Here is a 26,182-nt window from a genome sequence, read left to right as displayed (position 1 = left end):
TTCCAGACTCGCCCGGTGATGAACACGGCGATGGACGATGCCGGGCGCTGTCTGCTTTCGGTGGCGTGGAATATCCGGACCGGCGGTCCACGGGCGGACCCCCGGGCGGACGCGGTGCGGGAGCGGCTGCGGACGGTGTGCCGGGGGCTGGGGCACGCGGCTTGCCGGTTCGCGGCGGGGGAGGCCGGCGGGGATCCGGTGCCGTTGTTGCGGTTGGCGGACCGGGCTTACGAGGTGGATACGTTGCTGTTGCTGGTGGGGACTTCGCTGATTCCGGATTCGGGGCGGGATTTGCGGTGGTGGGGGGAGATTGAGCGGTTGGCGGGCGAGGTGGACGGGATGGTCGTGGAGGCCTCGGCTGTCTTGGGCGGGGTTTGTGTTTGAGGGGCGGGGGGTCGGCTCGTCGCCTGGCGGCGACATCGCGCCCGGGTGGCTGCGCGGGCACCTCTCGGCTTGAGTGCGACTACGGCGCGGAGGTGCTTGTCAAGGCGGGAAAGATGCCTTGACAAGCACCTCCGCGCCGTGTTTTTGGCTTCGTATCGGGGTGGGGGTGTCGCTACCTGGTTGGGCAGGTGCGTTGGGTGGGGCGGTGCGCGGCTTGGGGCGGGTGGTTGCGGTGGGGTTCGCGGGTGGCGGTGTAGCGGCTCACTGTGGCAGTGGGTGCGAACGCCGCGTTGGGTGCGTGCGGAGGTGGGGCGTTATGGGCTCCTTGAGGGGAATCTGAGTCCGTGCAGGGGCCCTTCACGGCGCGCGGGTGGGTCGTGAGGGCGGAGGGAATCAGATTCCGTGACGGTTCCCCTCACGGACTTCAACCGGGGTGAGGTGCCTCGCGGAGTCGGAGGTCGTCACGGGCGGGGATTCCGGGGCTGCGGCTCCCGAGAATCCACGCGGGCGGGATCAGGGGCGCTGGCGCACTCCGGCCAGCACTGCGCTCACGCTCGGCAGCCAGCGGTGCCTCGGGTCCGGCGCGGTCAGCCATTCCGGGCCCGTGCCGGGTGCTTGCTGACCGGTCGGCAGGGGGAGGAGCGCGCCGCTGTCCAGGACGGTTACGTCGGCCGGCAGGGTGCCTCGCAGGAGCAGTTCGCCGTCGGTTTCGGCGAGGATGGCCAGGCGGGGGCCGTGTTGGGTGGGGAGGATCAGGGACGGGCCTTCGCAGCCCAGGGCGGACAGGTGACTGCGTACCGGGCCCGAGGTGAGTTTCGGCAGGGTGACTGCGCACAGGCCGTTTTCCAAGGCCAGGAACAGGCGCGCGCCCTGCCGTCGGACGGACCAGCCGAACACCCCGCCGTAATACGCGTCTGCTGGGTCTGGGCCGGTGTGGTGGTCGGGCCGCAGTTGCTGGTCGAGTGTCATCGTCGACGCCTTCCGCTCGCATGGGGTGCCCGCTCATGCTAACGGCACTCAGTGCCACTAGCAACCCGGGCTGCTACCGTTCGGGAATGACGGAGACGCCGCGCACCCGGGTCGGGGCCACGCCGGCCGGGCGGCGGCAGTTGCGGCGTGCGCTCGCTACGGCGGCCGTGGATCTGTTCGCCGCCAACGGGTACGAGGCGACGACCATCGACGACATCGCCGCCGCGGCGGGCGTCGGGCGGCGGACGTTTTTCCGGTATTTCGACAGCAAGGACGACGTCCTCTTCGCCAATCACGACGAGATCGTCGCCGAGATGGAGCAGGTCTTCGAGACCGCCGACCCGGCGCGCGACCCGATCGAGGTGGCGACCGCGGCGGTGTCGCTCGTGCTGGAGTCTTATGCCGCGGAGCTGGACGTCTCGCTCAAGCGGTTCACCCTCACTCGCACGGTGCCGTCGTTGCGGGACAAGGAAGTCGCGACGGTCGACCGGTATCAGCGTGTCCTCGCGCGCTATCTCCAGGACCGCTTCGCCGCGGCTGGCGACGAGGCAGCGACGCTCCGGGCCGCTGTGGCCGCGGCGGCGATCGCGGCGGCCAACAACCATGTTCTGCGGCGCTGGCTGCGCAGCGGCGGCCGGGACGACATCGAGGCCGCGGCGACGGAGGCGTTCGCCCTGGTCGCGGACGCGTTCGGGACCTCCGGCGGGAAGTGCTCAGGCGTGGCGGAGCCGGGCACGGTGGTGGCGGTGCTCAGCACTGCGACGCCGTTGCACGAGGTGGTGACCCGGATCGGCGATGTGCTGCGCGCCGAGCCTCGGTGAGATGCTTGCCGGTCGGCAAGTGAAGTGCACTGAGTGCCATTGAGGGGCCAGTGAAGCGCGGCGGGTGTGGGATGCCGCGTAACGCGGGACCCGCGTCCGGCGTACAGCCGGGCCGACCTCGCGGCCGTGGAAGGTCTTGAGGCGGTGTCCCCGCACCGGGTCGCTGGCGAGACGGGCACCGGCACGAGGACGCTGTACCGCTACATCGCCACGAAGAACGAGCTGTTCGACTTGATGGTCGACGCCGCTTTCGGGGCGCATGAGCCACCGTCGCCGACCGGGGACTGGCGGACCTGCGCGATCGCCGGGGAGTACCACGCTCTAGTGGTGCGGCATCCGTGTCTGGCCGCGACCCGTCCGGCGCTCGGGCCGAACAGGCTGGCGTGCCTGGACGTGGCGTACGGTTGCGGACGAGGTCTTGGCCCAGGTGCGCGCGTTGCTGACCTTCGTCCGCGGCCACGTCCTCGACGAGCTGGCCGACCTGGTTGGCGGCGCAGGCGCAGTACGGCGATGTGATCATCGGCAGCGGCGGCTGTCCGTATCTGAGCCGGATCATGCTCGAAGCGGAAACGACGCATGCCGATGATCGCTGCGAAAGGTGGACCTTCGCCGCGGACCACATCTTGGCGGGGCTGGCCCACAGCGGGCGACAGGCGGGTCAGGCTTTGTCCACCACGGGCTTGAGGACTTCTTCGCACCACTGCCGGAAAGTCGTCGGCGTTTCGACGGCATGCTGCGGAGTGCGGGTCACGCCCGCGTCCAGATGGTTCAGCTTCGCGGTCGCCATGTCCATCATGGACTGTGCCATCGCTTCGGAGTGACCGTTCGCGAGAACCCGTGCGCCGAGTGCGGAGACCGGGATTTGCTGGTACTTAACCGAAATCCCCAGTACCTCGCTGACGATGGAAGCTTCCTGGCCGGGTGACAGGTCTTGCGGGCCCAGCACGGGTACCTCTTGCCGGCCGGTCCACAATGGATCGAGCAGGAGCCGGGAAGCGACTGCGGCGATGTCGCGGGTGCAGGCGGTCGGGGCGGCGTAGTCCGGCGGCAGGACGTCGTAGAAGGCGCCTTGTTCTTTGATCACTGAAGCTTGGCGCAGCAGATTGTCCATAAAGGTCGGATTCGCCAGTGCGCGGAAGGCGACGCCGGTGTCGGCGATGAGGTCGTCCATCGCCAGGGTGGCGGTCACGTGCCCGGCTCGTTCGGCGGAGGCGGTGCCGCGGCCGAGTGCGCTGACCGACACCACCCGGCGGACGCCGTGGGTGCGGATTGCTTCGACGGCGGGTCGTGCGAAGCCGGAGTAGGCCGCGTCGACGCTCTCGGCCCGCGGGTCGGGCGGGACTAGCCAGAACACGGTGTCCGCGCCGTCGAAGGCGCGGGCGAGCACCTCGGGATCGCTGTGCGAACCAACGTGGACGTCGACGCGTTCGCGCAGGTCGGCAGGCAGTTTCGCGGGGTCGCGGACGATCGCGCGGACGGGGCGCGCACCGTCGGCGATCTCGGCGAGAACGCGGCTGCCGATGTTCCCGGTGGGGGCGGTGACGACGATCATGCGGGCACTCCAGGAGACTGTCGAAGAGGTGGAGGAGGAAGTAAACTCCACCGTACCGTTTACTTTTGGCGGAGGCAAGGATGGCGCGTGAAGGCGGTTCGCAGCTGCGGGGTGCGGAGTTGCGCAAGCACATCCTGCTTGCGGCGAAGAACGTGTTCCTCGAAACCGGGTTCGAGCGGGCGTCGATGGACGCGGTCGCGGCCGGCGCGGGGACGTCCAAGCGGTCGCTGTACGCGCACTTCGAGAGCAAGGACAAGCTGTTCCTCGCGGTGCTCGACCTGGTCCGCGAGCTGTACCTCGGCAAGCTGATGACCCCGGACGCGTACGCGGACGACCCGGTCGAGGCGGTCGCGTTGTTCTGCGGGCGGTTCCAGCAGCTGCTGACCTGGGAGCCGCAGGCGCGGACGTGCCGGCTCTGCATCTCGGCTGCCGAGCGGTTGCCGGACAGCGCGAAGGCGTACTACGACGCGATGTTCACGGTGATGTACGAGCGGCTCGCCGGGTATCTGGCTGATCAGTACACAATGGACGGCCCGGAGGCGGCGGTGCTCGCGCAGGATCTCGTCGGGCGGACGGTGTTGCCGCGGGTGTTTCGGGTGTTGCTGAAGGCCGAGCCCGCGGTCGAGGAAATGCCGGGGGCTGCGGCGGTGGTGGAAAACGTCGAACTGGCACCGATTCGGCTGGTCGTTTCGGCGGCGCTGGGGCAGCGGGCATGAAGATCGCCGACGTTGCCGTGCGGATCGTGAATCTGCCGCTGACGAATCCGTTCACCAGTTCGTTTGAGACCAAGAACCGGTGAAACCCGCACGGTGGTGCGGTTGCGCACGGACACCGAGGCCGAGGGCTGGGGCGAGACGATGTGAGGCCGTCCGGTCGCGGAGCTGACGCGGAAACTGGGCGCGGACATGATCGGGACCAGTCCGTTCGCGCTCGAAGCGGTTCATCGTCGGCAGCACATGGTGCCGTTTTTCCACGGCTATCTGGGGTATGCGGCGCTGGCCGGGTTGGACGTCGCGTGCTGGGATCTGCTGGGGCGGGCCACGGGGCAGTCCGTTGCTGACCGGCTGGGTGGGGCGGTGCGGACCGAGGTGCCGATCACGGCGTTGATCACTCGCGCTGACGCGCCTGGTGCCGAAGGGGAGGAACTCGCGCAGGGTTTGGCTGAGCACGCGGCGGGAGTGGTCGCCCAGGGCGGCTTCTCGGCGGTGACATTGAAGGGCACCCGCGACGTTCGCGGCGATGTGCGGAAACGCCGCGTGGTCCGCGCCGGATTCGATTCGTGCCGGGATTGCGTTGGAGGAACTTCGCGCCGGCGGTAGGGCTGGGTGCGGTCGACGTGATCCATGGTGAGGTCTGCAAATGGGGCGGCATCGCGGCGACGAAAGCGCTCGCGGCGCATCTGGCGGTGGTGGCCAGCACGCCGGTGCTGTCGCGGGCGATCGACAGCATGCATTACCTGCACGCGGACGACATTGTCGAGCCGTTGCGGCTCTCCGGCGGCCGGTTGCGGGTGCTGGCCGGGCCGGGGCTCGGCGTGGAAGTGGACGAGGAGAAGCTGGCTTTCTACGCGGCGAAGAACGAGCGGGAGGGCGATCTCGCCGGATGACAGTGCCGCGGTCCGAAAAGGACCGCGGCACGTCGTTGGCTCAGCGCAGAGCGTTGACCGTGATGGTGAGCGTGTCCGGGTCGCCGGCCTGGACCGCGCCGCTGAAATCGGGGCCGGGGGAGACGTCGTCGTAGGGGAAAGCGTACCCGCGATTGTCCGGCAGTTTGCTGTGCACGATTCGCGCGTAGTGGTTGGTTTCCGGGTTCTGGTAGAACTTCGCCGGGTCCTCGCCGGTCGGCTGTTTCGGGTTGTCGCGCAGGGTGGTGCGGTTCAATGCCGCCGCCAGCCGGGGGATGATCGCTTTGCGGGCGTCGCTGTCGCCTTCCTTGATGGCGAACGGTCCGCTGTCGCAACTCCATACGTCCGGCGTGGCGGGTTTGTCGAAGCGTTCGCCGTTGTCGAAGGCGAGCACGCCGTCCGCGCCGACCTGTCCGGTGAACGCGCCGAGGCCGGGCACCTGGGTGTCGACGGTGAGCGTCTCGCTGGCGTACTTCTTCCACGCCTCGTCGATGTAGCCGTCGAGATATCCGCCGAACTGGTCGGCGCGGTAATGCGCGGACAGCGCGCGCAGCGGTTTTCCGTCGCCGCCGGTTTCGATGAGCGTGCCCCATTTGCCGCCCTGGGCGTTGAGCGCGTCGCAGATCGGGTCGAGCGAACGCGCGGGCAGCCCGGGGACGGTCTGGTCGCCGGAGCCGGTCGTGGTGAGGTGCAGGCCGATCGGGATCGCGACGAAGTCGACGTAGCTGATGTTGGCGAACAGCACGTCGTTGTTGAAGGTGAATTCGCAGAACGACCAGGTCCGGTTGTAGTTCGGGTCGTTGGCGTCGAGGAAGCTCGGGTGCACGAGCGCCGGGCCCTGGTTGACGAAGAAGTCCAGTTTGTTCTCCAGCGCGACATAGATCCGGGCCGCGTACATTTTCGGCACGGTGACCTGGGAAAGCGACTTCAGCGGGATCGCGCAGTCCTCGCCGAGCGGCGTGTGGTCGCTGCCCGGGGACGGCGGATAGTAAGGCGTGCCATCGGCTTTCAGGATGACGAGCCGGTTGTCCAGCGTCGTGCCGGTGATGTACGCGTAGCTCTGGCCGGCGCCGGACTGGTCGTCGAAAGCGACCTTCGCGGTGTCGGGGGTGGTCGCGGAGGCGAACGCGGAGTTCCAGAGTGGAAATGTCGCGGCTGCCGCGGATGCGCCGAGGAATGCCCGCCGGGAAATCAAGGAAAACCGCCTCCTGGAGTCGTGCCCTTTTCCGGTGACCGGCACGCTAGTCACGGCCGGGAAAGCGGGTCAACGAGTGCGGGAGAAATTGGCTGGTTTTGTCATTTCCGGCGGATGCCCCGGACGCGCGCTGAGGCACGGGCCGCCGCCACGGCCCGTGCCTCAGTGTCTGTTGTGGACTGCCCGGGTCAGCTCACTTGCAGGTCGATGCAGGCGTAGAACGCGTTCGCGGTGTCCACGATGTTCCAGACAGCGAGGACCGTCTGCCTTCCGGTGTGCCCCTTGAGGTCTACGTTGTGGGTGACCGTAGCCGGGGGCTGCTGGCCGCCGCCGTCCACGGTGGCGATCTTGTCGTTGCCGATCCAGTACTCGTAGTTGGACGTGCGGTGCCGGGCGGTGAAGCTCCAGGTGAAGGCCACCGAAGAGCCGACCTGGGTCGCCGTCCAGCCCTTGTTGTTGTCGTTCAGTTCGGCGAACTCGGCGTTGCCGCCGCTGCAGCTGTGCAGCCCCTTCGGCCCTTCGACGCTCTGCGGTTCGTACTTGATCTCGCCGCAGGAAACGGTTCCCTCGGCGCACTGGGCCTGCCGGCTCGCCGGCGCGTTGACGTACCCGTGCGCGCTGGCGATGCCTGCCGGGCTGATCAGCACGAGCACCGGGGCGATCGCCGTGCCGACCGCGGCCGCGACGAGTTTCCGGTTCGCTTTCATGGACAGCTCCTTCGGGGAATGCTCGTTTCCTGGTGCGGGTACGACAAAGCGACGCACCGGCTTTCCGGGAGCCGGCCCGCACGAGGTGGGAGCGAAGGGGTGGGCTTCTTGGTCTAGACCATACGCCCGAGGCTCGGGAAAGGTCAACAGCTGGCAAAGAAAGGCGGGGCAGTGGTTATCCGTCAACGTTGTCACGGCAGGCCACTGTCTCTTGTGGTGCTTTCCGCGGATTGCGCCGGACGGGTGGCACCACGCGGATCACGGCCACCCAGCGTGATTTCGTCCGACCTGCAATGTCTATAATGGACAGTGCGAAGCTGCGTGGGCGCAGGGAAAGCCGCCGGGACGGGTGGTCTGGTGCAGCGATTCTGCCCGGTCTTCGCAATTGCCGACTTCCGGAGGGTTGAACGGATTCGATCGGGAATGCTCAACTGGATGGTTGGTGTTCGCGCTTGGCAATGGCTCGGCGGTCAGCGGCGGTCCTCGATGACCAGGTCGCCCCGGGCCACCGTGCGGATGTGGTCGCTGGCGGGCATGTCGCGCGGGATGCCGAGCTGGATCGCGCTGGCCCCGGCGAGCCGGGCCAGGTGCGGCTCGGCGAACTCGACGCTCAGCGCGGCCAGATTGTCTTCCGGCTGGTCAGGCGTGCGGGCCCCGGCGATCGGCGCGGTCACGGCGGGGTTCCGCAGCGTCCGGGCGAGCCCGGCCTGGGCGGGGGTGCGGCCGATTTCCCCGGCGACGTCGGCCAGGACCCCGGCGATGCCGAGGTTGCGTTCGGTGACCCCGCCGAGAGCGAGGTCGCAGCTCTCGCCGGGACCGGCTCGGCCGCGGTCTGATCGGCGCGGGTGTACTTGCCGGTCAGGACGTCGCCGGCCAGCGGGGAGGAGGGGACCGCGCAGAGGCCCATCTCGCGGGCCATCGGGAGCAGGTCGCGCTCGACGAGGCCGTACTCGACCTGCAACGCGACGAGCGGCGCCCATCCGCGCAGGTCGGCGATGGTTTGCCTGCGCGAGATCGGCCAGGACGGGGGCACCGGACATCGCGACGTAGTGGATTGTGCCTGCCGGGTGAGGTCGTCCATGCCGCGCAGGGTGTCCCCGTCCGGCGTGGTGAAGTCCCAGTCGTGCAAGGCAGAGCTGATCGAGGTAGTCCGTGTTCAGCTGTCGCGGGCCGGCCTCCGCCGAGGCGAACAGGCTTTTGCGGTGCGATCCGCCGAAGTTCGGGGCCGGCGCGGTGTCGACGAAGTTGCCGCCGCGTTCGACGTAACGGTCGAACAGCAGGCGCGCGCCCTCCTCGGGCTTGCCCCGGTGGAGAATCCGGACCAGCGAGTGCCGATCTGCCGGCGGCGGACGACGGCGGCCGGGCGGCGTTGGGCCGCTTGTTCGCCGGCTGAACGTTCAGGATTGCCGGGAGGGTGTCAGCGGCGGATTTCCTCGCTGTCGTGCCCGGTAAGCCGCCGCTTTCATTTTGTTTCCGCAGGTGGCCATCGCACACCATTCGCGCCGTGACCCGCGCGAATGATCCAGGTAAACCTGCGTGCATTCCGGTCGGCCGCATTCCTTCAGCAGATCCGCGTCCGGTCCGCCCAGGATCGTGACCGCGGCCTGGGCCACGGTGGACAACGCCTGCGCCGCTGTCGCCCGGACCTGCCGTCCGGTTCGGGTCAGCTGCGGGACCGCGTCCGGCCGCGCGGCATCCGCGTGCGCGCTGGTTCGCCGGACACCGTGCCGAGAATGGCACCGGCGAGGAACCGGGCGGTGGCGAGCGGGACCGGTCTTGTCCACCACCAGCACCTCGTACTGGAAGAACGCGCGCTCGTGCCGGGTGTCGGTGCTTTCGTTGCGGTAAACGCGGCCCGGGTAGGCGATCCGGATCGGCGGTTCGTGCGTGCTCAGGTACCGGACGCTGGCACCGGTCAGGTGCGGGCAGCGGCCGCCGGCCAGCCAGTAGGTGTCCATGCTTTCCCGCGCCGGATGGTCGGCGGGGAAGTTCGGCCGGTCGAATTCCAGGTCCGCGGAACTGATTTCCGGGCCCTCGACGACCGCGAAGCTGAGTGCGCGGAAGGCGTTGTCGAGGTCGTGTCTCAGCTGGGTGACCGGGTGCAGTCCGGCGGGAGGCCGGGGACGGTGGGGTCGAGCGGGCGGCCCAGAGCGGTTTCCGCGGCGAGCTTCTCCTCCAGCGCGGCGGTAATGCGTTGGTGTGCTTCGGAAAGCGCGAGGCCGAGCTGCTTTCGGGAGGCCGGGTCGCAGCGGCCGAGGTCGCGGCGGACGGCGGCGAGCGGACTGGATTTGCCGAGCACGGAACGGCGCACGGCGGCGACCGCGGCCGGGGTGCCTGCCTCGGCGAGATCGGCGAGCGCGGCCTGGGTCAGCGCGGCGATCCGGCGCAGCGTCGAGGCGGGTTCAAGGGGGTCCACGGGTTCCTCGCTTCGGGTCGTGAAGTGCTGGACTTCACCCCCGGGCAGCGTGGGGAGACGCGGACGTCAGCGGGCGGAACCCGGCGCGCACGCGCGGCCCCCCGGGCACTCTCCGGGGGCGAAGAAATCGCTGCGCACGCATGCCGCCATCATGGCACGCCCACCGCGCCCACCCGGCAAATGCCGGTGAAGGGCCTCTTGCGGGGATCAGATTCCCGCAAGAGGCCCTTCACCGACCGCAGGTCAGTGGCCGACGGCGGCTCGGACGGACTCCTTGAGGGAGCCGAGGGTGGCGATCACCGCGGTGGGTTCGTAGCCGCAGTGCGCCATGCAGTTGGCGCAGCGCGGGTCCTTGCCGCGGCCGAAGTTCTCCCATTCGGTGGTTTCGATGAGTTCCCGGTAGGTCTTCGCGTAGCCGTCGTCCAGCAGGTAGCACGGACGCTGCCAGCCGAGCAGCGAATACGACGGGATGCCCCATGGCGTGCATTCCAGGTCGCGTTTGCCCTCGAGGAAATCGAGGAACACCGGGGAATGGTTGAGCCGCCAGCGTTTCCGGTTGCCGCCGCCGAAGGCCTTCGCGAACAGCTCGCGGGTCTGCTGCACGCCGAGCCAGTGGTCCTGGTCCGGGGCCTTCTCGTACGCGTACCCCGGCGAGATCTGCATGTTGTCGACGCCGAGGTCGTTGAGGTAGTCGAGCACGTCGATGACGTCCTGCGGGGTGTCCCCGGTGAAGAACGTCGTGTTCGTCATGACGCGGAAGCCCTTTTCCTTGGCGAGCTTGATCGCGTCGACCGCCGCCTGGAAACCGCCCTCCTTGCGCACCGACGCGTCGTGCCGGTCTTCGAGGCCGTCGATGTGCACCATCCACGCGAAATTGCGGTGCGGCTTGAATTTGTGGATGTGCTTGGGCAGCAGCAGCGCGTTGGTGCACAGGAAAATGATCTTGCCGCGGGCGAGCAGCTGCCGGGTGATCTCGTCGATCTGCGGGTGCATCAGCGGCTCGCCGCCCGCGATCGACACCATCGGCGCGCCGCTCTCCTCGATCGCCCCGACCGCCTGCTCCACCGGCATCCGCTGTTTCAGCAGGGTGTGCGGCTGCGCGATCTTGCCGCAGCCGCCGCATTTGAGATTGCACGCGAAGAGCGGTTCCAGCTCGACCAGGAGCGGGAACTTCTCCTTGCGCAGCAGCTTCTGCTTCATCAGATAACCGCCCAGTCGAAGAGACTGGCGCAACGGCATGGCCATCGCTCAGAGCACCTCCCGAGGTAGGGTGAACGTCATTTCTTCTTCCGTCAGCGTGTTTTCCGCGACGCTGACCGGCCCTAATCCGCGCAGGGCCCCGACTGTTTCGGACACCAGACGCGGTGGCGCCGAAGCACCCGCGGTGAGCCCGATCCGCCCGGCTCCGGCGAGCCGGCGCAGGTCGACGTCGCCGCAGCCGTCCACCAGCACCGCCGGCGTTCCTTCGCGTTCGGCGACCTCCACCAGCCGCCGCGAGTTGGACGAGTTCCCGGAGCCGACCACCAGCACCAGATCCACTTCGCGGGCGATCGCGCGCAAGGCCTGCTGCCGGTTGGTGGTGGCGTAGCAGATGTCGTCCTTGCGCGGTGCGGAAAGGCCGGGGAATCGTTCGCGCAGCACGGAAGCGATCTCTTCGGCTTCGTCGAGCGCCAGCGTGGTCTGCATGGTGTAGGCGGTCCGCGACGGATCGCGCACGGTGACTGTCCGAGCGGCTGCGACATCGCCGACGACCACCACATTGCCGGGCGCTTCTCCGACGGTGCCTTCGACTTCTTCGTGCTCGGCATGTCCAATGAGGAACACCGTCTCGCCGCGACCGGTGTAGCGGCGGACCTCGTTGTGCACCTTGGTGACCAACGGACACGTCGCGTCCACTACGGACAGTCCGCGGTCCGCCGCGGCGCGCCGAACCGCCGGAGAGACGCCGTGCGCGGCGAACACCAGGGTCGCGCCTTCCGGAACTTCCTCCACCTCGTCCACGAACACCGCACCGCGCTCTTGCAACCGGTGCACGACGTGGGTGTTGTGCACGATCTGGCGACGCACGTATACCGGCGCGCCGTGCTTCTCCAGCGCGCGCTCGACGATCTCGATCGCCCGCTCCACCCCAGCGCAGAACGATCGCGGACTGGCCAGCAGCACCGTTCGCGGTCCCACCGCTTCAGCCCACGCAGTGATCGCGGGAGCGGCCCGGCGCAGGCTCCGCAACCCAGCGAGTCCATTAGCGACAGTCGAAGGATGCAGCAGCGGCTCGCCGACCGTGTCCACAATGGCTCGAACCACAGCGAACGGTTCACCTTTGGCCGCGAGCCACGCGGACTCCATGTCGACCGCCAGCGCACCACTGGAAGCCAGCGAAGCGCGCTCCCGCTCCCGCACCACATGCGAACTGCCCACCACGGGTCCGAGATGGACCGTGAGCCCGAGACGTCGTAACGCACCCGCCAGCAACGGTGCGGAGGGCACCGGCACCGCGCCGGAAGGACCGCGCACCTCGGTGGCGACCACCATGTCCCCCGGCCGTACCTCCGGACTGAGCCCGCCGCCGATCCCCGCGACGATCCGCGGTCCGGACGGGAGCCGGGTCGCGGCGGCGACGGCCCGGCGAGGCCCGAGTCCGGTGTGGACCGTCCGCGGACCGGGACCGCGCAACGCGGCCTGCTCGATCCGCAACGGGGTGCAGACGATCGGGGTCACTAGTGCACCTTCTTCCGTGCATGCGCCCCGATGGGGCTTGTGGCAGGAACTGCCATCCCCACGCCACACGCATCCTCGCCCGAGCCTGGGTCCGAGTCAGGTGGCGCTGGCAGAACGGCACACCCTACGACCCGGCACTGCACGGCGGCCGGCACAACGGGTGTCATGACCCGCCCCGGACGTACCGGCCGAGCGCGGAGAGCGGGAACACCACGCGATACAGGTGATACGACAGGTAGAAGTCGCCAGGGAATCCGGTCCCGGTGTGCTTGTCCTCGTCCCACCCGCCGTCCGGCCGCTGCCGTTCGACCAGCCACTCGACGCCCCGGGCGACCACAGCGGACTCCCGCTCCCCGGCGGCGAGCAGCGCCAGCAATGCCCACGCAGTCTGCGACGGCGTCGAATCACCGCGCCCGGCCCAGGCCCGGTCGTCGTAGGACCGCAGATCCTCGCCCCACCCGCCGTCGTCGTTCTGGTGCTCGGCCAGCCACTTCACCGCGCGCCGGATCCGCCGGTCGCTCCCGGGGATCCCGGCCGCGACCAGCGCGGGCACCACCGCACCGGTGCCGTACACGTAGTTCGCGCCCCAGCGGCCGAACCACGAGCCGTCCTCCTCCTGGTTGTCCCACAGCCACCGGATCCCGCGACGGCATTCACGAGTGCCGGATTTCCCTTCCGCGGCCAGCATTTCGACCACGTGCGCGGTCACGTCCGCCGAAGGGGGATCGATCACCGCGCCGAAATCGCAGAACGGCAGGCGAGTGGCCAGCACCTGTGTGTTGTCCGCGTCGAACGCGCCCCAGCCGCCGTCGCTGGACTGCATTCCCTCCAGCCACGCGACGCTCCGGTCGACCGCCTCGCGGATCCGCAGGTGGTCCGGCCTGCCCATCCGCCGCAGCGCGAGCACCACCTCGGCGGTGTCGTCGGTGTCGGGGTAGCCGTCGTTGGCGAACTCGAACGCGAACCCGCCCGGCTTCAGCGAAGGCCGCCGCACCGCCCAGTCGCCGGGCACCCGGATTTCCTCGCCCAGCATCCACTCCGCGGCGCGCACCAGGGTTTCGTCGCCGGGGGAGACGCCCGCGTCGAGCAGCGCGGTCATCGCCAGCGCGGTGTCCCACACCGGCGACTGGCACGCTTCGAGCCGGCGCACCCAGCCCTGGTCGGTCTTCTCCCGGATGGTGAACCCGTCGAGCCCGGCGATCCCGGCCTTGAGCGCGGGATGGTCGAGCGGATAGCCGAGCAGGTGCAGCGCGAGGATCGAGTACACCCACGGCGGCTGGATCCCGCCCCACGAACCGTCCGCCTCCTGCCGGGCCAGGATCCACTCCGCAGCCTGCTTCATCGCGAGCTTCCGGACCGGGTTGAGCGGCAGTTTCGCGTAGGCGTGCAGCGCGGTGTCGAGGTTCTGGAACACGCCGTCCCATGTCCACGGCGCGCGCGTTTTGGGCGGACGCTTGCCGGTGCGCAGTCCGGAAACGTCGAACGGCAGCTTCCGCACCGGGCGCAGCGTGCCGACGATGGTCAGCGGCACGATGGTCTGCCGCGCCCAGCAGGCGAAGTCGTAGACGTTGAGCGGGAACCACGACGGCAGGAAGATCAGTTCGGGCGGCAGGCTCGGCAGGTCGTCCCACGACCACTGGCCGACCATCGCGAGCCAGATCCGGGTGAACACCCGCGTCGCCTCGATCCCGCCGTGCTCGCGGATCCACTCCGCCGCGGCGGCCAGCCACGGGGCGTCCGCCGGATCGCCGGCCAGCCGGAGCGCGACCCACGCCTCGACCGTCGTGGACAGGTCGGCCGGACCGTCCGGGAAGTTCGCCCAGGTGCCGTCGGCCCGCTGCTGCGAGCGGATCCAGCGCGCGGACTCCTCGGCGACCTGCGGCGTGAGGATGCCGAGGAAATGCCGCAGCAGGAGGTCTTCGGCGTCCATCGTGACGTTGGTGGCGAGTTCGCCCTTCCACCATCCGGCGCGGTCCTGCTCGCGGCGCAGGAACTCGACGGCCGCGGCGACAGTGCCGTCGGCGGTGCGGGCGGCGGGCGCGGAGGTCCGGGGGACGGTCTGGGTCATCACGCTTCCCTTCCGGCGATGAAACGGGCGATCGCAACGAGGTCGTCGCGCGGGCCCGGCGGGATGGCGGCCAGCGCTTGTTCCGCGGCGGCGACGTGCCGCGCCGCTTCCCCCGTCGCCCACTCGCGGCCGCCCGCGTCGTCCACCAGGGCGGCGATCCGCGCGAGGTCGGTGTCGTCGTCCCCGGCCAGCCATTCCGCGAGCCGCCGGCCCGCCGCGCCGCCGTGTGTGGTCGCGTAGGTGATCGGCAGGGACTTCTTGCGCGCCCGCAGGTCGGAGTACACCGATTTCCCGGTGACCGCCGGGTCGCCCCAGATGCCGAGCACGTCGTCGACAAGCTGGAACGCGAGGCCGATCTCTTCTCCGAACACTGCCAGTGCGCCGACCACCTCGGCGGGCGCACCGGCGAGCACCGCCCCGATCGCCGCGCTGGCCGACAGCAGCGCACCGGTTTTCCCGGCGGCCATCGTCACGCATTCGGCGAGGGCGACGTCGTCGCGCTGCTCGAACGCGACGTCGAGGAACTGGCCGTGGATGAGCCGTCGCGTGGTCTGGGCGATCAGCCGCCCGGCCGCGACCGCGTGCGGGGAACCGCTGTCCAGCACCGCTTCCTGGGCGAGCGCGAGCATCGCGTCCCCGGTCAGGATCGCGCTCGCGGACCCCCACAGCGCCCACACCGTCGGCCGGTGCCTGCGCTCGGTGTCGCCGTCCATCAGATCGTCGTGGACGAGCGAGAAGTTGTGCACCAGTTCCACCGCGACCGCGCCGGGCACACCGACCTCCACCGGCGCGCCCGCGGCCTGCGCGGACACCACGGCGAGCGCCGAACGCACGGCCTTGCCGCCGTTGCCCCGCACCGGCACGCCGTTCGGGTCGGTCCAGCCGAGGTGGTAGGCGCTGATCGCGCGGCTGGCGTCGTCCAGCCGGTCGACGGCGGCGCGCAACGCTGGCCGCACGACGTCCCGGGCGCTGCCGAGCACCGGCGGCACCGCTGAACGCGTTTTCTCGGCGGAAAACAGATTGGCTGTCATGCTCCGACTCCCTCCCTCTCACCGTTGTGCTGAAGAAGGGCGGCGGCCGCAGCCGCGCCGCTGCGCGCGGCGCCCTCCATCGTCGCGGGCCATCCGGTCGCGGTCCACGCGCCCGCCAGGTACAGCCCGGGCAGGCCGGTGCGCGCGGGCGGGCGCAGCGAGGCGGTGCCGGGGCCGGGGCGGAACGTCGCGTGCCGCTCGCGGGTGACGAAAAAGTCGAGCACCCGCGCGCCGCGTGCTTCGGGCAGCAGCGCCAGCAGTTCGGGCAGCAACTGTTCGCGCAGTTTCGCGGTGGGCAGGTCGATCTGCGCGTCCGCGGCGGACAGCGACATCGCGAGGTACTGCCCGGAGTCCAGCCCGGACTGCCGCGTCCGGTCGAACACCCACTGCACCGGTGTGCGCACGCCCGCGACGAACGGTTCGCCGAGAACCTTCCGGTCGAGCACCACGTGCACGTTCACGATCGGCGAGCTGCCGAGCCCGCCGGACCAGCCCGGCGGCAGCCCGATCGCCCCGTCGGGCGCGAGCTGTTCGGTCACCGGCGGGGGAGTGGCGAGCACGACCTGGCCGAACTCCTCCTCGCCGCGATCGGTGACGACCCGCCTGCCTTCGCCGATCGCGCGCACCTTCGTGCCGACCCGGACGTCCGCCCCGGCCTCGATCAGCCGTTCGCGAGCCGGATCGCCGTGCAGTTCCCGCAACGGCACCAGCGACCATCCGATGTCGGCGGCGGCCGGATCGGTGAGCAGGCCCTCCTGGAACACCGTCGCGGCGAGGCTGAGCGACGCGTCGTCGGCCGTCGCGTTCAGCGTTGCCACGCCGACCAAATCCCACAACGCTTCGATCGCCGCCGCGCTCTGCCCGTGCCGCCGCAGCCATTCCCCGAAGGACTGGCGATCCGTGCGGTCCGCCTTCGGGTCCACCCGGCGCAACGCGAGCGCGGCGAGCGCGAACCGGGCCCGGTCGAGCGGGCGCAGCGGGTCGTAACGCAGCAGCGAAGTGGCCAGGTGCAGCGGCGCGGGCAGGTCGTCGCGGCGCAGCCAGGTCGGCTCGGCCGCGCCCGGCAAGCGGATCGGGATCTCCAGCCGAGGCTGCAGGGTCACCCGGTCCGCGACGCCGAGCCGGTCGAGCAGCGCGCGATAGGCCGTGCAGCAGCGGAGGAACACGTGCTGTCCGTTGTCGACCCGCAGCTCGCCGCGGGTGAACGAATGCGTGAGCCCGCCCAGGTGCGGCCGCGCCTCGAACAGCGTCACCGGCCGCCCGGCGTCGGCGCAGGCGAGTGCGGCGGCGATGCCCGCGAGCCCGCCGCCGACCACCGCGACCGGGGCGGTCATCGGCCGATCCCGGTCAGCGCCCGGAACGCCACCACCGCCTTTTCCCGGCCGGACAACGAAAGCCGCCGGTCGAACACGCGCGCGGGCTGTTCGTCGATCCGGTCCAGCAGAGTGCGGTAGATGCCCGACATCGCGGTACAGCACGCGGCGCTGCGACCGTCCAAAGAGGGCACCAGGCGGAGACCGCGGGCGTACCAGTCGCGAGCCCGCGCGGCGCTGTCGTGGATCAGCGCGGTGAGCCCGCCTTCGGGATCGGCCAGCCTCCCGTCCGGGCCCGCGGACAGTTCGACGCCGAACCGGTCGAGGTCCTCTTTGGGCAGATACACCCGGCCGGCCAGCAGGTCCTCGCGGATGTCGCGGAGGATATTGGTCTGCTGCAAGGCAATCCCCAGCTCGTCGGCGTACACCGGCGCGTTCGGCTCCGGACGGCTGCCGAACACGCCGAGGCACAGCCGCCCGACCGAACCCGCCACGCACCGGCAGTACTCGACCAGCTCCTCGAACCGCACGTACTCGCGGCCGGTCACGTCCATCTCGACGCCGTCGAGCAGTTCCTCGAACGCGCCGAGCGGAATCGGGTACCGGCGCGCCGCGTCGGCGAGCGCGACGTACACCGGATCGGTGGCCGAGGACAGGTCGCCGAGCGATTTCCGCACCCCGGCGAGCCCGTGCAGCTTGGCCTCCGCGGACGTCGCGGTGTCGTCGCCGATGTCGTCGATGATCCGGGCCAGCGCGTACACCGCGCACAGCGCCGCGCGTTTGTCCGGCGGCAGCAACCGGATTCCGTAGTAGAAGTTACGAGCTTGTTTCTTGGTGACCGCCGCGCAGTGCGCGTAGGCCTCGTCCACTGTGCCCAGTGCCGTCATCCGGACCGCCTCCTCGTGCCGACTTGCAGCCACCCCAGCCAACTCAGCAGCCCGGCCCGGCTCGGCCGGACCGGTGCGGACAGCACGTCGCCGCCGCTCGCGCGCAGCGCGTCGACCGTCGCGAGCCCGCCGGCGAGGAAGCCGCTCACCGCGAACCGCCCCCAGCCGGACATCAGCCCCAGCAGATCCGCGCCGCCGCCCAGCAGGGTGGCGGCGCGGGCGGTTTCCCACCGCATCAGCGCTTTCATCCGGGGCGACGCGTGCGCGGCGCCCAGTTCCTCCTCGGCGACGCCGAACTCGGCGAGATCCTCCTGCGGCAGGTACACCCGCCCGTTGCGGTAGTCCTCGCCGACGTCCTGCCAGTGCTCCACGAGCTGGAGTCCGGTGCAGATCCGGTCGGACAGCTCCGCGGCGGCCGGGCCGGCCACCCCGAGCAGGTCGAGCACGATCCGCCCGACGGGATCCGCGGAAAGCTGGCAGTACGCCAGCAAGTCCGCGAAAACCGGGTAACGGTGCACTCGCTGGTCTTGGATGTTCGCCCGGACGAGCCGCTGGAACGGTTCCTCGGTCAGCCGTCCGGCGCGGATCGCGGGGAGAAGTCCACGGACAGCGGGATCTTCCGGTTCCCCGTTGCCGAACGCCGCGGACAGTTCCGCGGAGAACGCGTTGAGCTGCGCCACCCGGTCGCCCTCGGCCTCGTCACCCAGATCGTCCACAGTGCGCGCGACGGAATAGACCGCGACGAGGTCGGCGCGCAGCTGTCCCGGCAGCACCCGCAGGGCCACCGGGAAGTTTTCCGCGCGCCGTTTCTCTCGCAGTCCTGACGTATCCGGAGCGTGACCGACACCCGAGGTTGATCTCATCCCCGCCAGTGTCGCGCCCCCGGACGGGCGGCTTCTGCCGCCGGAAAGCGAATTTCGGTGGCTTCGACTTGGCACGAGAGGCCAAAGTGGGGACAGGATGTCCCGAGGCGACCCGAGACCGCTGCCTGCGACGGAAGGACTCCCGGACACATGGGACCAGATCAGGTGACCCGGCTTGACGAACTGGAGACGGTGGTGACCCGCCGGCTGCCCGCCATGCTCAACGAGGTCCGCGACCAGCTCGCGGACGAGCACCCCGACTACGCGGAGTTCCTGACCGAAGAACTCGCCGACCTCGTCGCCGCCAGCGCGGGATTCGTCCGGCGGCTGATCGACATGGCGGCCGAACCCGACGAGCGGCTGCCGGAACTGGGGTCCGGCGTGGAGCAGACGGTGTTCGAGGAAATCGGGCGCGCGCAGTACCAGCAGGGCAGGCGCGTCACGAGTCTGCTGTCGGCATACCGGGTCGGCGCGCGCGTGGCATGGCGGTACGTTTCGGAAGCCGCGCTCGATCTTGAGGTGCCCGCCGAACTGTTCGCCTCGCTCGCCACCACCGTGTTCGCTCTGGTGGACCAGCTTTCGGAATCGTCATTGCGCGGTTACTTGCAGGAGCAGTCAGACGCGGTGCGCGCGCGGGAACGGCTGCGCGACGAACTGACCGCGCTGCTGCTGTCCGACCGGGCGGACAAGGCCGCGGTGCGCGCGGCGGCGGTGCGCGCGGACTGGCGGTTGCCCAAGCACGCCGCGGTCGTGCTGGTGGAGGACGAAAACGAGCTGGGCCGGGAATTGGTGTTCCGCCTCGAAGACAGCTGCCTGCGGCTGCGCCGGCCCGGCGTGGTCGTGGCGATCGTGCCGGACCCGGGCGGTCCCGGCAGGCGCGCGTGGCTGGCTCGCGCGCTGCGCGGCGGCGGCGCGGTGGTCGGCGCGACGGTGCCGCTCGACCGGCTCCCGGCCAGCCTGCGCATCGCGGAGGTGACCGCGCGACTGCGCCGGGACCACCTGCTCAGCGACGATCCGGTGTTCGCCGACGAGCATCTCGACGCGATCATCGTGCACCGCGACGACCGGCTGCTCGACGCGCTGCGAAGACAAGCCCTCGCCCCGCTCGACGAGCTGAACGAATCCGCGCGGGAACGGCTGTCCACCACGCTCACGTCGTGGCTGCTGCATCTGGGGGACCGCAAGGCGGTCGCGGAGGACCTGCACATCCATCCGCAGACGGTGTCCTACCGGCTCGGCCGCCTGCACGACCTGTTCGGGCCGGCGCTGGACGACCCGGCCGCGCGCGCGTCGCTCGTGCTGGCGCTGGCCTGGGGGCCGCCGGGGGAGGCGGAGGGGTGATGGGGGAGATTCCCTGATGCGGGAGGGGAGGGGGCGTGGTTGGGTCTCGTGAGTGGCAATGCCGGTGAGAACCGGCATTGCCACTCACGAGGGAGGTGTGCGTGGGCCCGTCAGCTTTCGGTGCCGAACCGCGTCGCGAGCGCGCGGTACAGGCCGGGTGCCGTGCCGCGCAGCGCGACGGGGATACGCAGCCAGCGTGGCACGTAGTAGTCGCCTGGCCGCGCGGCGGCGCGCACCACCGCGGCGGCCACGCGTTCGGCACTCACCGGACGGGGCGTGCCGCGGGTGTACGGACGGCCGCGACGCTCGAAGAATTCCGTGCGCACCACTCCGGGAACTACGATTCCGACGGTTACTCCGGTGCCGTGCAACTCGAAGCGAAGGCTGTCGGCGAAAGCGTCCACACCGGACTTCGCCGCGGCGTACACCGCTTCTCCGGCGACACCGGTGCGTCCGGCGATCGACGACACGAAAACGATCTGCCCGCGGTCGCGTTCCAGCATCGCGGGCAGCAGCGCGCGAGTCAGGTCGAGCGGCGCGGTCAGGTTCACCGTGACGAGGAGTCGCAACCGTTCCTCGGACAGCTCGGGCAGGGGACCGGCCCAGCCGAGGCCCGCGTTGTTGACGAGCAGATCCACCGATCCGGTGACCGCCAGCGCGCGTTCGGCGAGATCCGCCGCGGCGCCGGGGTGCGCGAGGTCGGCGGCGAGCGCGGTGCCGCCGGTTTCCTGGGCGAGGGCGGCCAGCCGGTCCTCGTTCCGGCCGTGCAGCACAACCTGGACGCCGGAGCGGGCGAGCTGCCGCGCGGTGGCGGTTCCGATGCCCGACGACGCGCCGGTGACGAGGGCGGTGCGGGCCATCAGGCGGCGGGCAGCGCGGCCGGACGGTGGCCCATGCGCAGCGTGATGCCCGCCGAGCGCAGCGAACGCCGGAACCACCACAGCGAACCGACGATGGCCAGCCCGATGATCGAGTACGAGCCCGCGGTGCTCACCATGAGGAAGTCGCCGACTGTTTCCCGCGCGAGCATCAGCAGCGTCACGCCGCCGTTCACCGCGAAGACGAGTCCCCACAGCACCGACACGCGCTGGAAGAACCGGCGCATTCCGGGGTGTCCGGAGAGTGAATCGGGGAATGCGCAGAAATCGCCGGCCAGCCGCGCGAGCAGCGGTTTGTTGAACGGCGCGGAGACCAGGAACAGGCTGGCGACGAGGAAATTCTGTAGAGTCGGCTGGAGGAAGTACAGGAATGCGCTGCCGGTGGCGAGCCCCAGCACGGTGCGCGCGACCAGCAGCGCAGTGGTCAGCAGCAGCACGGCGGGGATTTTCTTGCGCAGCGCCAGCCGGGTGCCCACCACGGCGACCGACCAGCAGAGCGCGGCGATGACCCCGCTGTCGAAGCTCACCAGGGTCAGCAGGAGATAGAACAGGCCGGCCGGGACCAGCGTCGACTCCAGCAGGTGCCGGCCCCCGTCCACGACGAGATTGCGGAACGAGGGGAGGTCGATCGTATGGGGGTGTCGCATGCGGGTTCTGCTGCCTCCGGTGCCAACCGGGCGACTCGGCCTCGGACAAGGCTTGAGCATAAGCACGGCGGATGGGGACGGTGTGAGGTGAAGAGTCCGTGACAGTTACGGGGATGTCGCTGGTCGTGGCTGTCCCCGCCGCCGTCGCCGGCGCGGCGTGCATGGGACTCGCGAGCGCAGCGCAGGCCAGGGCGACCAAAGAGGTGGAAACCGGCAAACCGCTCGACCTGACGCTCTTCAAGCGGCTCGTCGGACGCCCATTGTGGCTCATCGGGATCGCCGCGACCATCCTGGGTCTCGTCCTGCAGCTCGTCGCGCTCGCGTTCGGGCCGTTGCTGCTGGTCCAGCCGCTGCTCGTGACGTCGCTCATGTTCGCCGGGCTCGCGTCCGCCCGGCTGGAGCGCCGCCGCCCGGACCGCACGATGAGTGCCGGCGGCTTGCTGTGCGTGGCCGGGCTCGCCGCGTTCCTCGTCGTCGCCCGGCCGAGCGGCAACAGCGACACGCTCGTCAGCGGCGGCGACCTGCTGCCGCTGGGCATCGCGCTCGCCGCGGTGACCCTGGTCTCGCTTGTTGTTGCCGCGTCAACGAATTCGGGATCTTGGCGGGTGCTCGGGCTGGCTGTCGCGACCGGCGTGCTCTACGGCCTCACCGCCGGATTGATGAAGGTGGTCGCGGGCCAGTTCCGGACGGGGATCGACGAACCGTTCCGGCACTGGACGCTGTATCTGGTGTGCGTCGTGGGGCCGCTGGGGTTCCTGTTGAGCCAGAACACGTTCCAGCAGGGCCGGTTCCTGACGCCCGCGCTCGCCGTCATCACCGCGCTGGACCCGCTGGTCGGCGTCGCGATCGGGCTGTCGTGGATGGGCGAATCGGCCGACGGAAGGCCGCTCGCGCTGTTCGGCGAAGCGCTGGCCGGGCTGGTGATCGTGGTCGGGATCGCACTCCTGTCCACCCGCGCGTCGCATTTGTCGGCGGAATCGGAAACGCCGCCCGCCGAAGAGGAACCCGCATCGGAAGAACCCGGCGAACGGCCTGATTCGGACCCGGACGACGGGTACGGCCTCGCCGGGACCGCCTGCTAGCGAAAAAAGGGGGCAGCGTTGGAGCGCGTGCTGATCGTGTCCGCGAACATGGGGCAGGGGCACAACGCCACGGGACGCGCGCTCGAGGACGCGATACGGCGGCGCTGGCCGGACGCCACCGTGCGGTGGGTCAATGCGCTGGAACGGCTCGGCCCCGGTTTCGAGGGGCTTTTCCAGCGGATTTACGTCGCCAATGTGGAAAGCGTCCCGTGGCTTTACGAGTTCTTTTACAGCGCGATCTGGCGGATTCCGTGGTTCGCCGCCGCGTCCCGCTGGTTCACCGCCTCGTGGTGCGGCAGGCGGCTCGCGAAACCGGTCGCCGAATTCGCGCCGGACCTGGTGCTGTCGACGTATCCGATGGGCACCGCGGGCCTGGCCTGGCTGCGCCGCAAGGGAAAACTGCGCGTGCCGATCGGTGCGTGGGTTTCGGACTTCGCGCCGCATCCGTTCTGGGTTTACGGCGCGGCGGATCTCACCATGGTGATGCACGACGTCGCGGTCGCGCCCGCGCTGCGCTCGTCCCCCTCGGCGCACGTCGGGGTGTCCGCGCCGCCGGTGCGCGCGGTGTTCCGGCCAGGGGACCAGACGGCGGCGCGCCAGGAACTGGGCTTGCCGCCGGACGCGTTCGTCCCGCTGGTTTCGTGCGGCTCGCTGGGTTTCGGCGAAATCGAGACGACAGTGCGGGAGCTGCTGGCGGCGGATCCGTCGGTGGCGCCGATCGCGATCTGCGGACGCAACGACCCGGCGGCCGCCCGGTTGCGGGCGCTGGGCGAACCGCGACTGCACGTGGTCGGGTGGACCGACCAGCCGGAGCGGTACACGCTGGCGGCGGACGTCGTCGTGACGAACGCGGGCGGGGCGACCTCGCTGGAGGCACTGGCGTGCGGGCGCCCGGTGCTGATGCACCATCCGATCGCCGCGCACGGCAAGGCCAACGCCCGGTTGATGGCCGCGGCCGGGCTCGCTCTGGTGTCGGCAAAGGACGGCGAGCTGGCGGAGACGGTGCGGGGGCTGCTGGCCGAACCGGAACGGCTCAAGGAGATGGCCGAAGCGGTCGCGCGGCATTGCGAAACCGCCACCCCGCTGGTGGAGGCGCTGGAATCGCTCGTTTCCGCGCCGTTGAACCCGCCGACGCAGCGGCTCCGGCCAGAGGACGCGCTGTTCGTGCACGTGGCCACGCCGGAGGTGCCGCAGCAGGTCGGGGCGGTGCTGGTGTTCAACCCCAAGGCGGACGGCACGCCGGTCACCCACGCCGACGCTGAGCATTTGCTCGCGGCGACGCCGGGCTTGCGCACGCGATTGCTGCCCGGCAGCGGGCTGTGGCGCGCGCGATGGCAGGAGGATCCGGGGCGGACGTCGGCGGACGTGCTGACTTCCGTGCGGGTCGGCCCGGACGCGCCGCTGGACGAGGCGTTGACGCGGGAGATGGACGCGTTCTTCTCGGACCCGGTGTCGCCGGAACATCCGGTGCGGGCGCGGCTGGTGACCGGGATCGAGGGGGAGCAGGGGGCGTTGCTGATCGCGCTGCACCACGCGGCCAGTGACGGGATCGCGGTGATCAGCGCGCTGGTGGGGCAGGCGCGGGGGAAGAAACCGCTGGCACCGGCGGCGGTGCCTCGGCGGAAGGGGTGGCGGCGGCGTCCCGATGTGGCATGGGGTGCGTCTGGTGCACCGGATGCCGCTTTGGGTGTGTCTGGTGTACCGGATGCCACATGGGGTGCGTCTCGCGCATCCGATGCCGCTTTGGGTGCATCCGGCGCACCGGATGCCGCTTTGGGTGTGTCTGACGCACCGGATGCCGCATTGGGTGCATCTCGCGCATCCGATGCCGCCTTGGGTGCGCCTGGCGCACCGAACGCCACATGGGGTGCATCAGACGCACCGGATGCCGCCTTGGGAGCATCCGGCGCACCCAATCCCCCATCGGGGCGCAACGGGTCTCACCCCGAGCGGAACGCGGTGCGGGCGGGACTTGCCGCGCTGGCGGCACCGGTGCGCGGGGCGCTCGCTCGCGCGGCGGGCCCGGTCTGGCACGGGCTTGACCGGCCGGCGGGAGGTCGTTCCGGCATCGCCGGGCCCGCGCGCTCGAAGCCCGGCTCACGCAACCAAGCCGCCGAACTGGCGCGCGGGGTCTGGACTCTCGCCCGAGCCGGTTCCGCACCCCGGGTCGGCTGGGACCAGCGGATCGACAGCTCCCGAAGGCATTTCGCGCGGGCCCGCCTCTCCGCCCCGGAAGTCCGGAAGGCCGCGCGGCGGGCCGGGGTGCCGACGACCAACCTCGTCCTCGCGCTCGTCGCCGAGGCCTTGCATCGCGAGCTGGGCGGGACCGCGCCGGAGCGGCTTCGGGTGCTGATCCCGATGTCGGTCCGCGACACCGGAACCTTCCGCCAGCTCGGCAACCACACCGGCGCGGCTTCGGTGGACCTGCCGACCGGAGCGATGCCGCTGCCGGAGCGGGTCCGGGCGACGGACCGGATGCTGTCCGGCCAAGTCGGGCACGGCGCGCCCCGCGCGGGCAACGCCGTCGTGCGCGTGCTCGGGATTCTGCCGCCCGCGCTGCACCGCCGGGCGGCCAAGCTCGTCTACCGCGGCACGTGGTTCAGCGTCATCGCCTCGGTGCTTCCCGGCGCGCGGTCGCCGGTGGTGCTCAACGGGGCGCTCGTCCGCACCGTGTACCCGGTCTTGTCGCTGGCTCCCGGTGTTCCGGTCGCGGTCGGCATCATGACGTGGGCGGACCGGTTCACCGTCTGCATCACCGTGCCCGCCGGGCACGACGAGCGCGGGGACCGGCTGGCGGCCGCGGTCGTGGAGGCGTTCGGGCGGGTGTAGTCACCGCGAGAAGTGCGTCCGCGGGCGGGGGAGAAGCTCTCCGTCTGCTTCGATGTCCACCATCTCGTTGTAGAAGGCCACGAGGCCGGCGATGGGCTGGACCGCCGCGGCCGGGTAGGCGTACGTCCACGCGAGGTGTTCGTGCAGGACGTCGCCGACGCGGACGGACCAGTAGCCGGACGTCTCGCCCTTGTACGGGCAGGCGGTGACTGTGCCGGGCTCGGCGACGAGGTGCGTGAAATCGACTTCGGTGCGGTTGAAATAATACCGCGTCGGGAGGCCGGTTTCGAACAGCAGCACCGGCGACGACGATTCCGCCAGCGTCACTCCGTTCAACCGAACTCGGACGTGCCGCGTCGAGCGCAAAGCGTCCACCCGGGTGTAGGGGTTGCGCGGGTGGACGAAAACCTGTTCGTCCTCTTCGAACCAGGCGTCCAGCGCGTCCCAGCCGAACCGGACGTGTCCGGGCAGGACAGAGTCGTCTACCCAAGCGGCAGCAGGCTTTTCGACCTCTCCGACGCGCAGCGAGAGCCGCCCGCCGTCCTCGGGGCGCAGTGCGCCGGGGAGAACGTCGTCGAGCGGGAAATAGAACTGCGGATAGTAGGGCCATTCCCAGACGTATTTGGCCCGCGTGCTGTCCACGACGGTCTTCCCGGCGAGCACACCGCGCACTCGCCGGGGCACCGGTTCGACGTGTCCGGTTGGGACTGCCGCCGCTGGATAGTCGGTCATCCGCGCCGGGGGAGCTTCCAGCCGGGACGGGGGAAGTGGCAGGTGTAGCCGTGCGGGTAGCGCTGCAGGTAGTCCTGGTGTTCCGGTTCGGCTTCCCAGAAGTCGCCGGCCGCGGTGACCTCGGT

The 26,182-nt window shown here is 70.3% G+C and carries 25 protein-coding genes and 1 pseudogene; 8 read left to right on the top strand and 18 right to left on the bottom strand.

Annotated elements, in window-relative coordinates; translation table 11 throughout:
* The first annotated feature begins 18 nt into the window (after nucleotides 1–18).
* Nucleotides 19–384 carry a hypothetical protein gene (locus BM362_RS39215; protein ID WP_067587088.1) on the top strand — a complete coding sequence of 122 codons (366 nt, stop codon included), beginning with the start codon at nucleotides 19–21 and terminating at the stop codon, nucleotides 382–384.
* A 513-nt stretch (nucleotides 385–897) separates the two neighbouring features.
* Here BM362_RS39215 and BM362_RS39210 read toward each other — a convergent pair.
* On the bottom strand, nucleotides 898–1,353 hold the full coding sequence (locus BM362_RS39210; RefSeq protein ID WP_093576579.1) for a hypothetical protein: 456 nt from the start codon (nucleotides 1,351–1,353) through the stop codon (nucleotides 898–900).
* An 86-nt stretch (nucleotides 1,354–1,439) separates the two neighbouring features.
* Between BM362_RS39210 and BM362_RS39205 the strand changes: the two genes are divergently transcribed.
* Nucleotides 1,440–2,174 carry a TetR family transcriptional regulator gene (locus tag BM362_RS39205; protein WP_093576578.1) on the top strand — a complete coding sequence of 245 codons (735 nt, stop codon included), beginning with the start codon at nucleotides 1,440–1,442 and terminating at the stop codon, nucleotides 2,172–2,174.
* Nucleotides 2,175–2,832: 658 nt separating this feature from the next.
* Here BM362_RS39205 and BM362_RS39200 read toward each other — a convergent pair.
* The gene (locus BM362_RS39200; RefSeq protein WP_067586965.1) at nucleotides 2,833–3,726 is read right to left on the bottom strand and encodes an NAD(P)H-binding protein; all 894 of its coding nucleotides are present in this window, start codon (nucleotides 3,724–3,726) and stop codon (nucleotides 2,833–2,835) included.
* A gap of 80 nt (nucleotides 3,727–3,806) precedes the next feature.
* On the opposite strand from BM362_RS39200, the gene BM362_RS39195 reads away from it, so the two are divergent.
* The 3 genes from BM362_RS39195 to BM362_RS49620 all read left to right on the top strand — a co-directional run bounded on the left by BM362_RS39195 (nucleotide 3,807) and on the right by BM362_RS49620 (nucleotide 5,332).
* Entirely contained in the window at nucleotides 3,807–4,442 is a 636-nt protein-coding gene (locus BM362_RS39195) for a TetR/AcrR family transcriptional regulator (protein ID WP_093576577.1), read from the top strand.
* A 189-nt stretch (nucleotides 4,443–4,631) separates the two neighbouring features.
* Entirely contained in the window at nucleotides 4,632–5,045 is a 414-nt protein-coding gene (locus BM362_RS49625) for an enolase-like domain-containing protein (protein ID WP_244287427.1), read from the top strand.
* 17 nt (nucleotides 5,046–5,062) lie between these two features.
* Nucleotides 5,063–5,332 (top strand): enolase C-terminal domain-like protein, encoded by a 270-nt coding sequence (locus BM362_RS49620; RefSeq protein ID WP_244287426.1) that lies wholly within the window; start codon nucleotides 5,063–5,065, stop codon nucleotides 5,330–5,332.
* Nucleotides 5,333–5,372: 40 nt separating this feature from the next.
* Here BM362_RS49620 and BM362_RS39185 read toward each other — a convergent pair whose 3' ends face one another.
* The 12 genes and pseudogenes from BM362_RS39185 to hpnC all read right to left on the bottom strand — a co-directional run bounded on the left by BM362_RS39185 (nucleotide 5,373) and on the right by hpnC (nucleotide 18,548).
* The gene (locus tag BM362_RS39185) at nucleotides 5,373–6,599 is read right to left on the bottom strand and encodes a glycoside hydrolase family 64 protein (RefSeq protein WP_425285763.1); all 1,227 of its coding nucleotides are present in this window, start codon (nucleotides 6,597–6,599) and stop codon (nucleotides 5,373–5,375) included.
* A gap of 134 nt (nucleotides 6,600–6,733) precedes the next feature.
* On the bottom strand, nucleotides 6,734–7,252 hold the full coding sequence (locus BM362_RS39180) for a lytic polysaccharide monooxygenase auxiliary activity family 9 protein (protein WP_093576575.1): 519 nt from the start codon (nucleotides 7,250–7,252) through the stop codon (nucleotides 6,734–6,736).
* Nucleotides 7,253–7,722: 470 nt separating this feature from the next.
* Nucleotides 7,723–8,333 (bottom strand): annotated as a pseudogene (locus tag BM362_RS39175) (aldo/keto reductase).
* Between the two features lie 316 nt (nucleotides 8,334–8,649).
* Nucleotides 8,650–9,339, bottom strand: coding sequence for a tRNA ligase subunit PheS family protein (locus BM362_RS49615; protein WP_244287435.1), 690 nt, complete (start codon nucleotides 9,337–9,339; stop codon nucleotides 8,650–8,652).
* A complete protein-coding gene (locus BM362_RS49610) occupies nucleotides 9,336–9,668 on the bottom strand; it encodes a hypothetical protein (RefSeq protein ID WP_244287425.1) in 333 nt (110 codons plus the stop codon). The genes BM362_RS49615 and BM362_RS49610 overlap by 4 nt, the downstream gene beginning before the upstream one ends.
* 243 nt (nucleotides 9,669–9,911) lie before the next feature.
* Nucleotides 9,912–10,913 carry an adenosyl-hopene transferase HpnH gene (hpnH, locus tag BM362_RS39160; protein WP_067586997.1) on the bottom strand — a complete coding sequence of 334 codons (1,002 nt, stop codon included), beginning with the start codon at nucleotides 10,911–10,913 and terminating at the stop codon, nucleotides 9,912–9,914.
* A gap of 3 nt (nucleotides 10,914–10,916) precedes the next feature.
* Nucleotides 10,917–12,386, bottom strand: a complete 1,470-nt coding sequence (gene ispH / locus BM362_RS39155) for a 4-hydroxy-3-methylbut-2-enyl diphosphate reductase (protein WP_093576574.1) — start codon at nucleotides 12,384–12,386, stop codon at nucleotides 10,917–10,919.
* A gap of 163 nt (nucleotides 12,387–12,549) precedes the next feature.
* Nucleotides 12,550–14,454, bottom strand: a complete 1,905-nt coding sequence (shc, locus tag BM362_RS39145; protein ID WP_093576572.1) for a squalene--hopene cyclase — start codon at nucleotides 14,452–14,454, stop codon at nucleotides 12,550–12,552.
* The gene (locus BM362_RS39140) at nucleotides 14,454–15,485 is read right to left on the bottom strand and encodes a polyprenyl synthetase family protein (RefSeq protein ID WP_093576571.1); all 1,032 of its coding nucleotides are present in this window, start codon (nucleotides 15,483–15,485) and stop codon (nucleotides 14,454–14,456) included. Before BM362_RS39140 ends, shc begins: the two co-directional genes overlap by 1 nt.
* Nucleotides 15,482–16,819 carry a hydroxysqualene dehydroxylase HpnE gene (gene hpnE, locus BM362_RS39135; protein ID WP_067587005.1) on the bottom strand — a complete coding sequence of 446 codons (1,338 nt, stop codon included), beginning with the start codon at nucleotides 16,817–16,819 and terminating at the stop codon, nucleotides 15,482–15,484. Before hpnE ends, BM362_RS39140 begins: the two co-directional genes overlap by 4 nt.
* Nucleotides 16,816–17,685, bottom strand: coding sequence for a presqualene diphosphate synthase HpnD (gene hpnD / locus BM362_RS39130; protein WP_093576570.1), 870 nt, complete (start codon nucleotides 17,683–17,685; stop codon nucleotides 16,816–16,818). Before hpnD ends, hpnE begins: the two co-directional genes overlap by 4 nt.
* Entirely contained in the window at nucleotides 17,682–18,548 is an 867-nt protein-coding gene (gene hpnC / locus BM362_RS39125) for a squalene synthase HpnC (RefSeq protein WP_208865468.1), read from the bottom strand. The genes hpnD and hpnC overlap by 4 nt, the downstream gene beginning before the upstream one ends.
* A gap of 150 nt (nucleotides 18,549–18,698) precedes the next feature.
* On the opposite strand from hpnC, the gene BM362_RS39120 reads away from it, so the two are divergent.
* A complete protein-coding gene (locus tag BM362_RS39120) occupies nucleotides 18,699–19,889 on the top strand; it encodes a PucR family transcriptional regulator (protein ID WP_067587015.1) in 1,191 nt (396 codons plus the stop codon).
* A 110-nt stretch (nucleotides 19,890–19,999) separates the two neighbouring features.
* On the opposite strand, the gene BM362_RS39115 is transcribed toward BM362_RS39120, so the two are convergent.
* Together BM362_RS39115 and BM362_RS39110 are read right to left on the bottom strand one after the other, a co-directional pair.
* Nucleotides 20,000–20,749 carry an SDR family NAD(P)-dependent oxidoreductase gene (locus BM362_RS39115; RefSeq protein ID WP_167545600.1) on the bottom strand — a complete coding sequence of 250 codons (750 nt, stop codon included), beginning with the start codon at nucleotides 20,747–20,749 and terminating at the stop codon, nucleotides 20,000–20,002.
* The gene (locus BM362_RS39110; RefSeq protein WP_093576568.1) at nucleotides 20,749–21,414 is read right to left on the bottom strand and encodes a VC0807 family protein; all 666 of its coding nucleotides are present in this window, start codon (nucleotides 21,412–21,414) and stop codon (nucleotides 20,749–20,751) included. Before BM362_RS39110 ends, BM362_RS39115 begins: the two co-directional genes overlap by 1 nt.
* Before the next feature lie 98 nt (nucleotides 21,415–21,512).
* Between BM362_RS39110 and BM362_RS39105 the strand changes: the two genes are divergently transcribed.
* Nucleotides 21,513–22,496, top strand: coding sequence for a DMT family transporter (locus BM362_RS39105; protein ID WP_232791807.1), 984 nt, complete (start codon nucleotides 21,513–21,515; stop codon nucleotides 22,494–22,496).
* 27 nt (nucleotides 22,497–22,523) lie between these two features.
* A complete protein-coding gene (locus tag BM362_RS39100) occupies nucleotides 22,524–25,325 on the top strand; it encodes an MGDG synthase family glycosyltransferase (RefSeq protein ID WP_244287434.1) in 2,802 nt (933 codons plus the stop codon).
* Here BM362_RS39100 and BM362_RS39095 read toward each other — a convergent pair whose 3' ends face one another.
* Both BM362_RS39095 and BM362_RS39090 read right to left on the bottom strand, forming a co-directional pair.
* Nucleotides 25,326–26,057 (bottom strand): DUF427 domain-containing protein, encoded by a 732-nt coding sequence (locus BM362_RS39095; RefSeq protein WP_067587029.1) that lies wholly within the window; start codon nucleotides 26,055–26,057, stop codon nucleotides 25,326–25,328.
* Nucleotides 26,054–26,182 (bottom strand): peptide-methionine (S)-S-oxide reductase (locus BM362_RS39090; RefSeq protein ID WP_208865474.1); only part of this gene is annotated, 129 nt, incomplete at its 5' end. The genes BM362_RS39095 and BM362_RS39090, both read right to left, overlap by 4 nt.

This window comes from Amycolatopsis rubida (assembly GCF_900115345.1).
Lineage (GTDB): Bacteria > Actinomycetota > Actinomycetes > Mycobacteriales > Pseudonocardiaceae > Amycolatopsis > Amycolatopsis rubida.
Note: the sequence above shows the minus strand (reverse complement) of the source record. Positions and strands in the feature narration are given on the sequence as shown.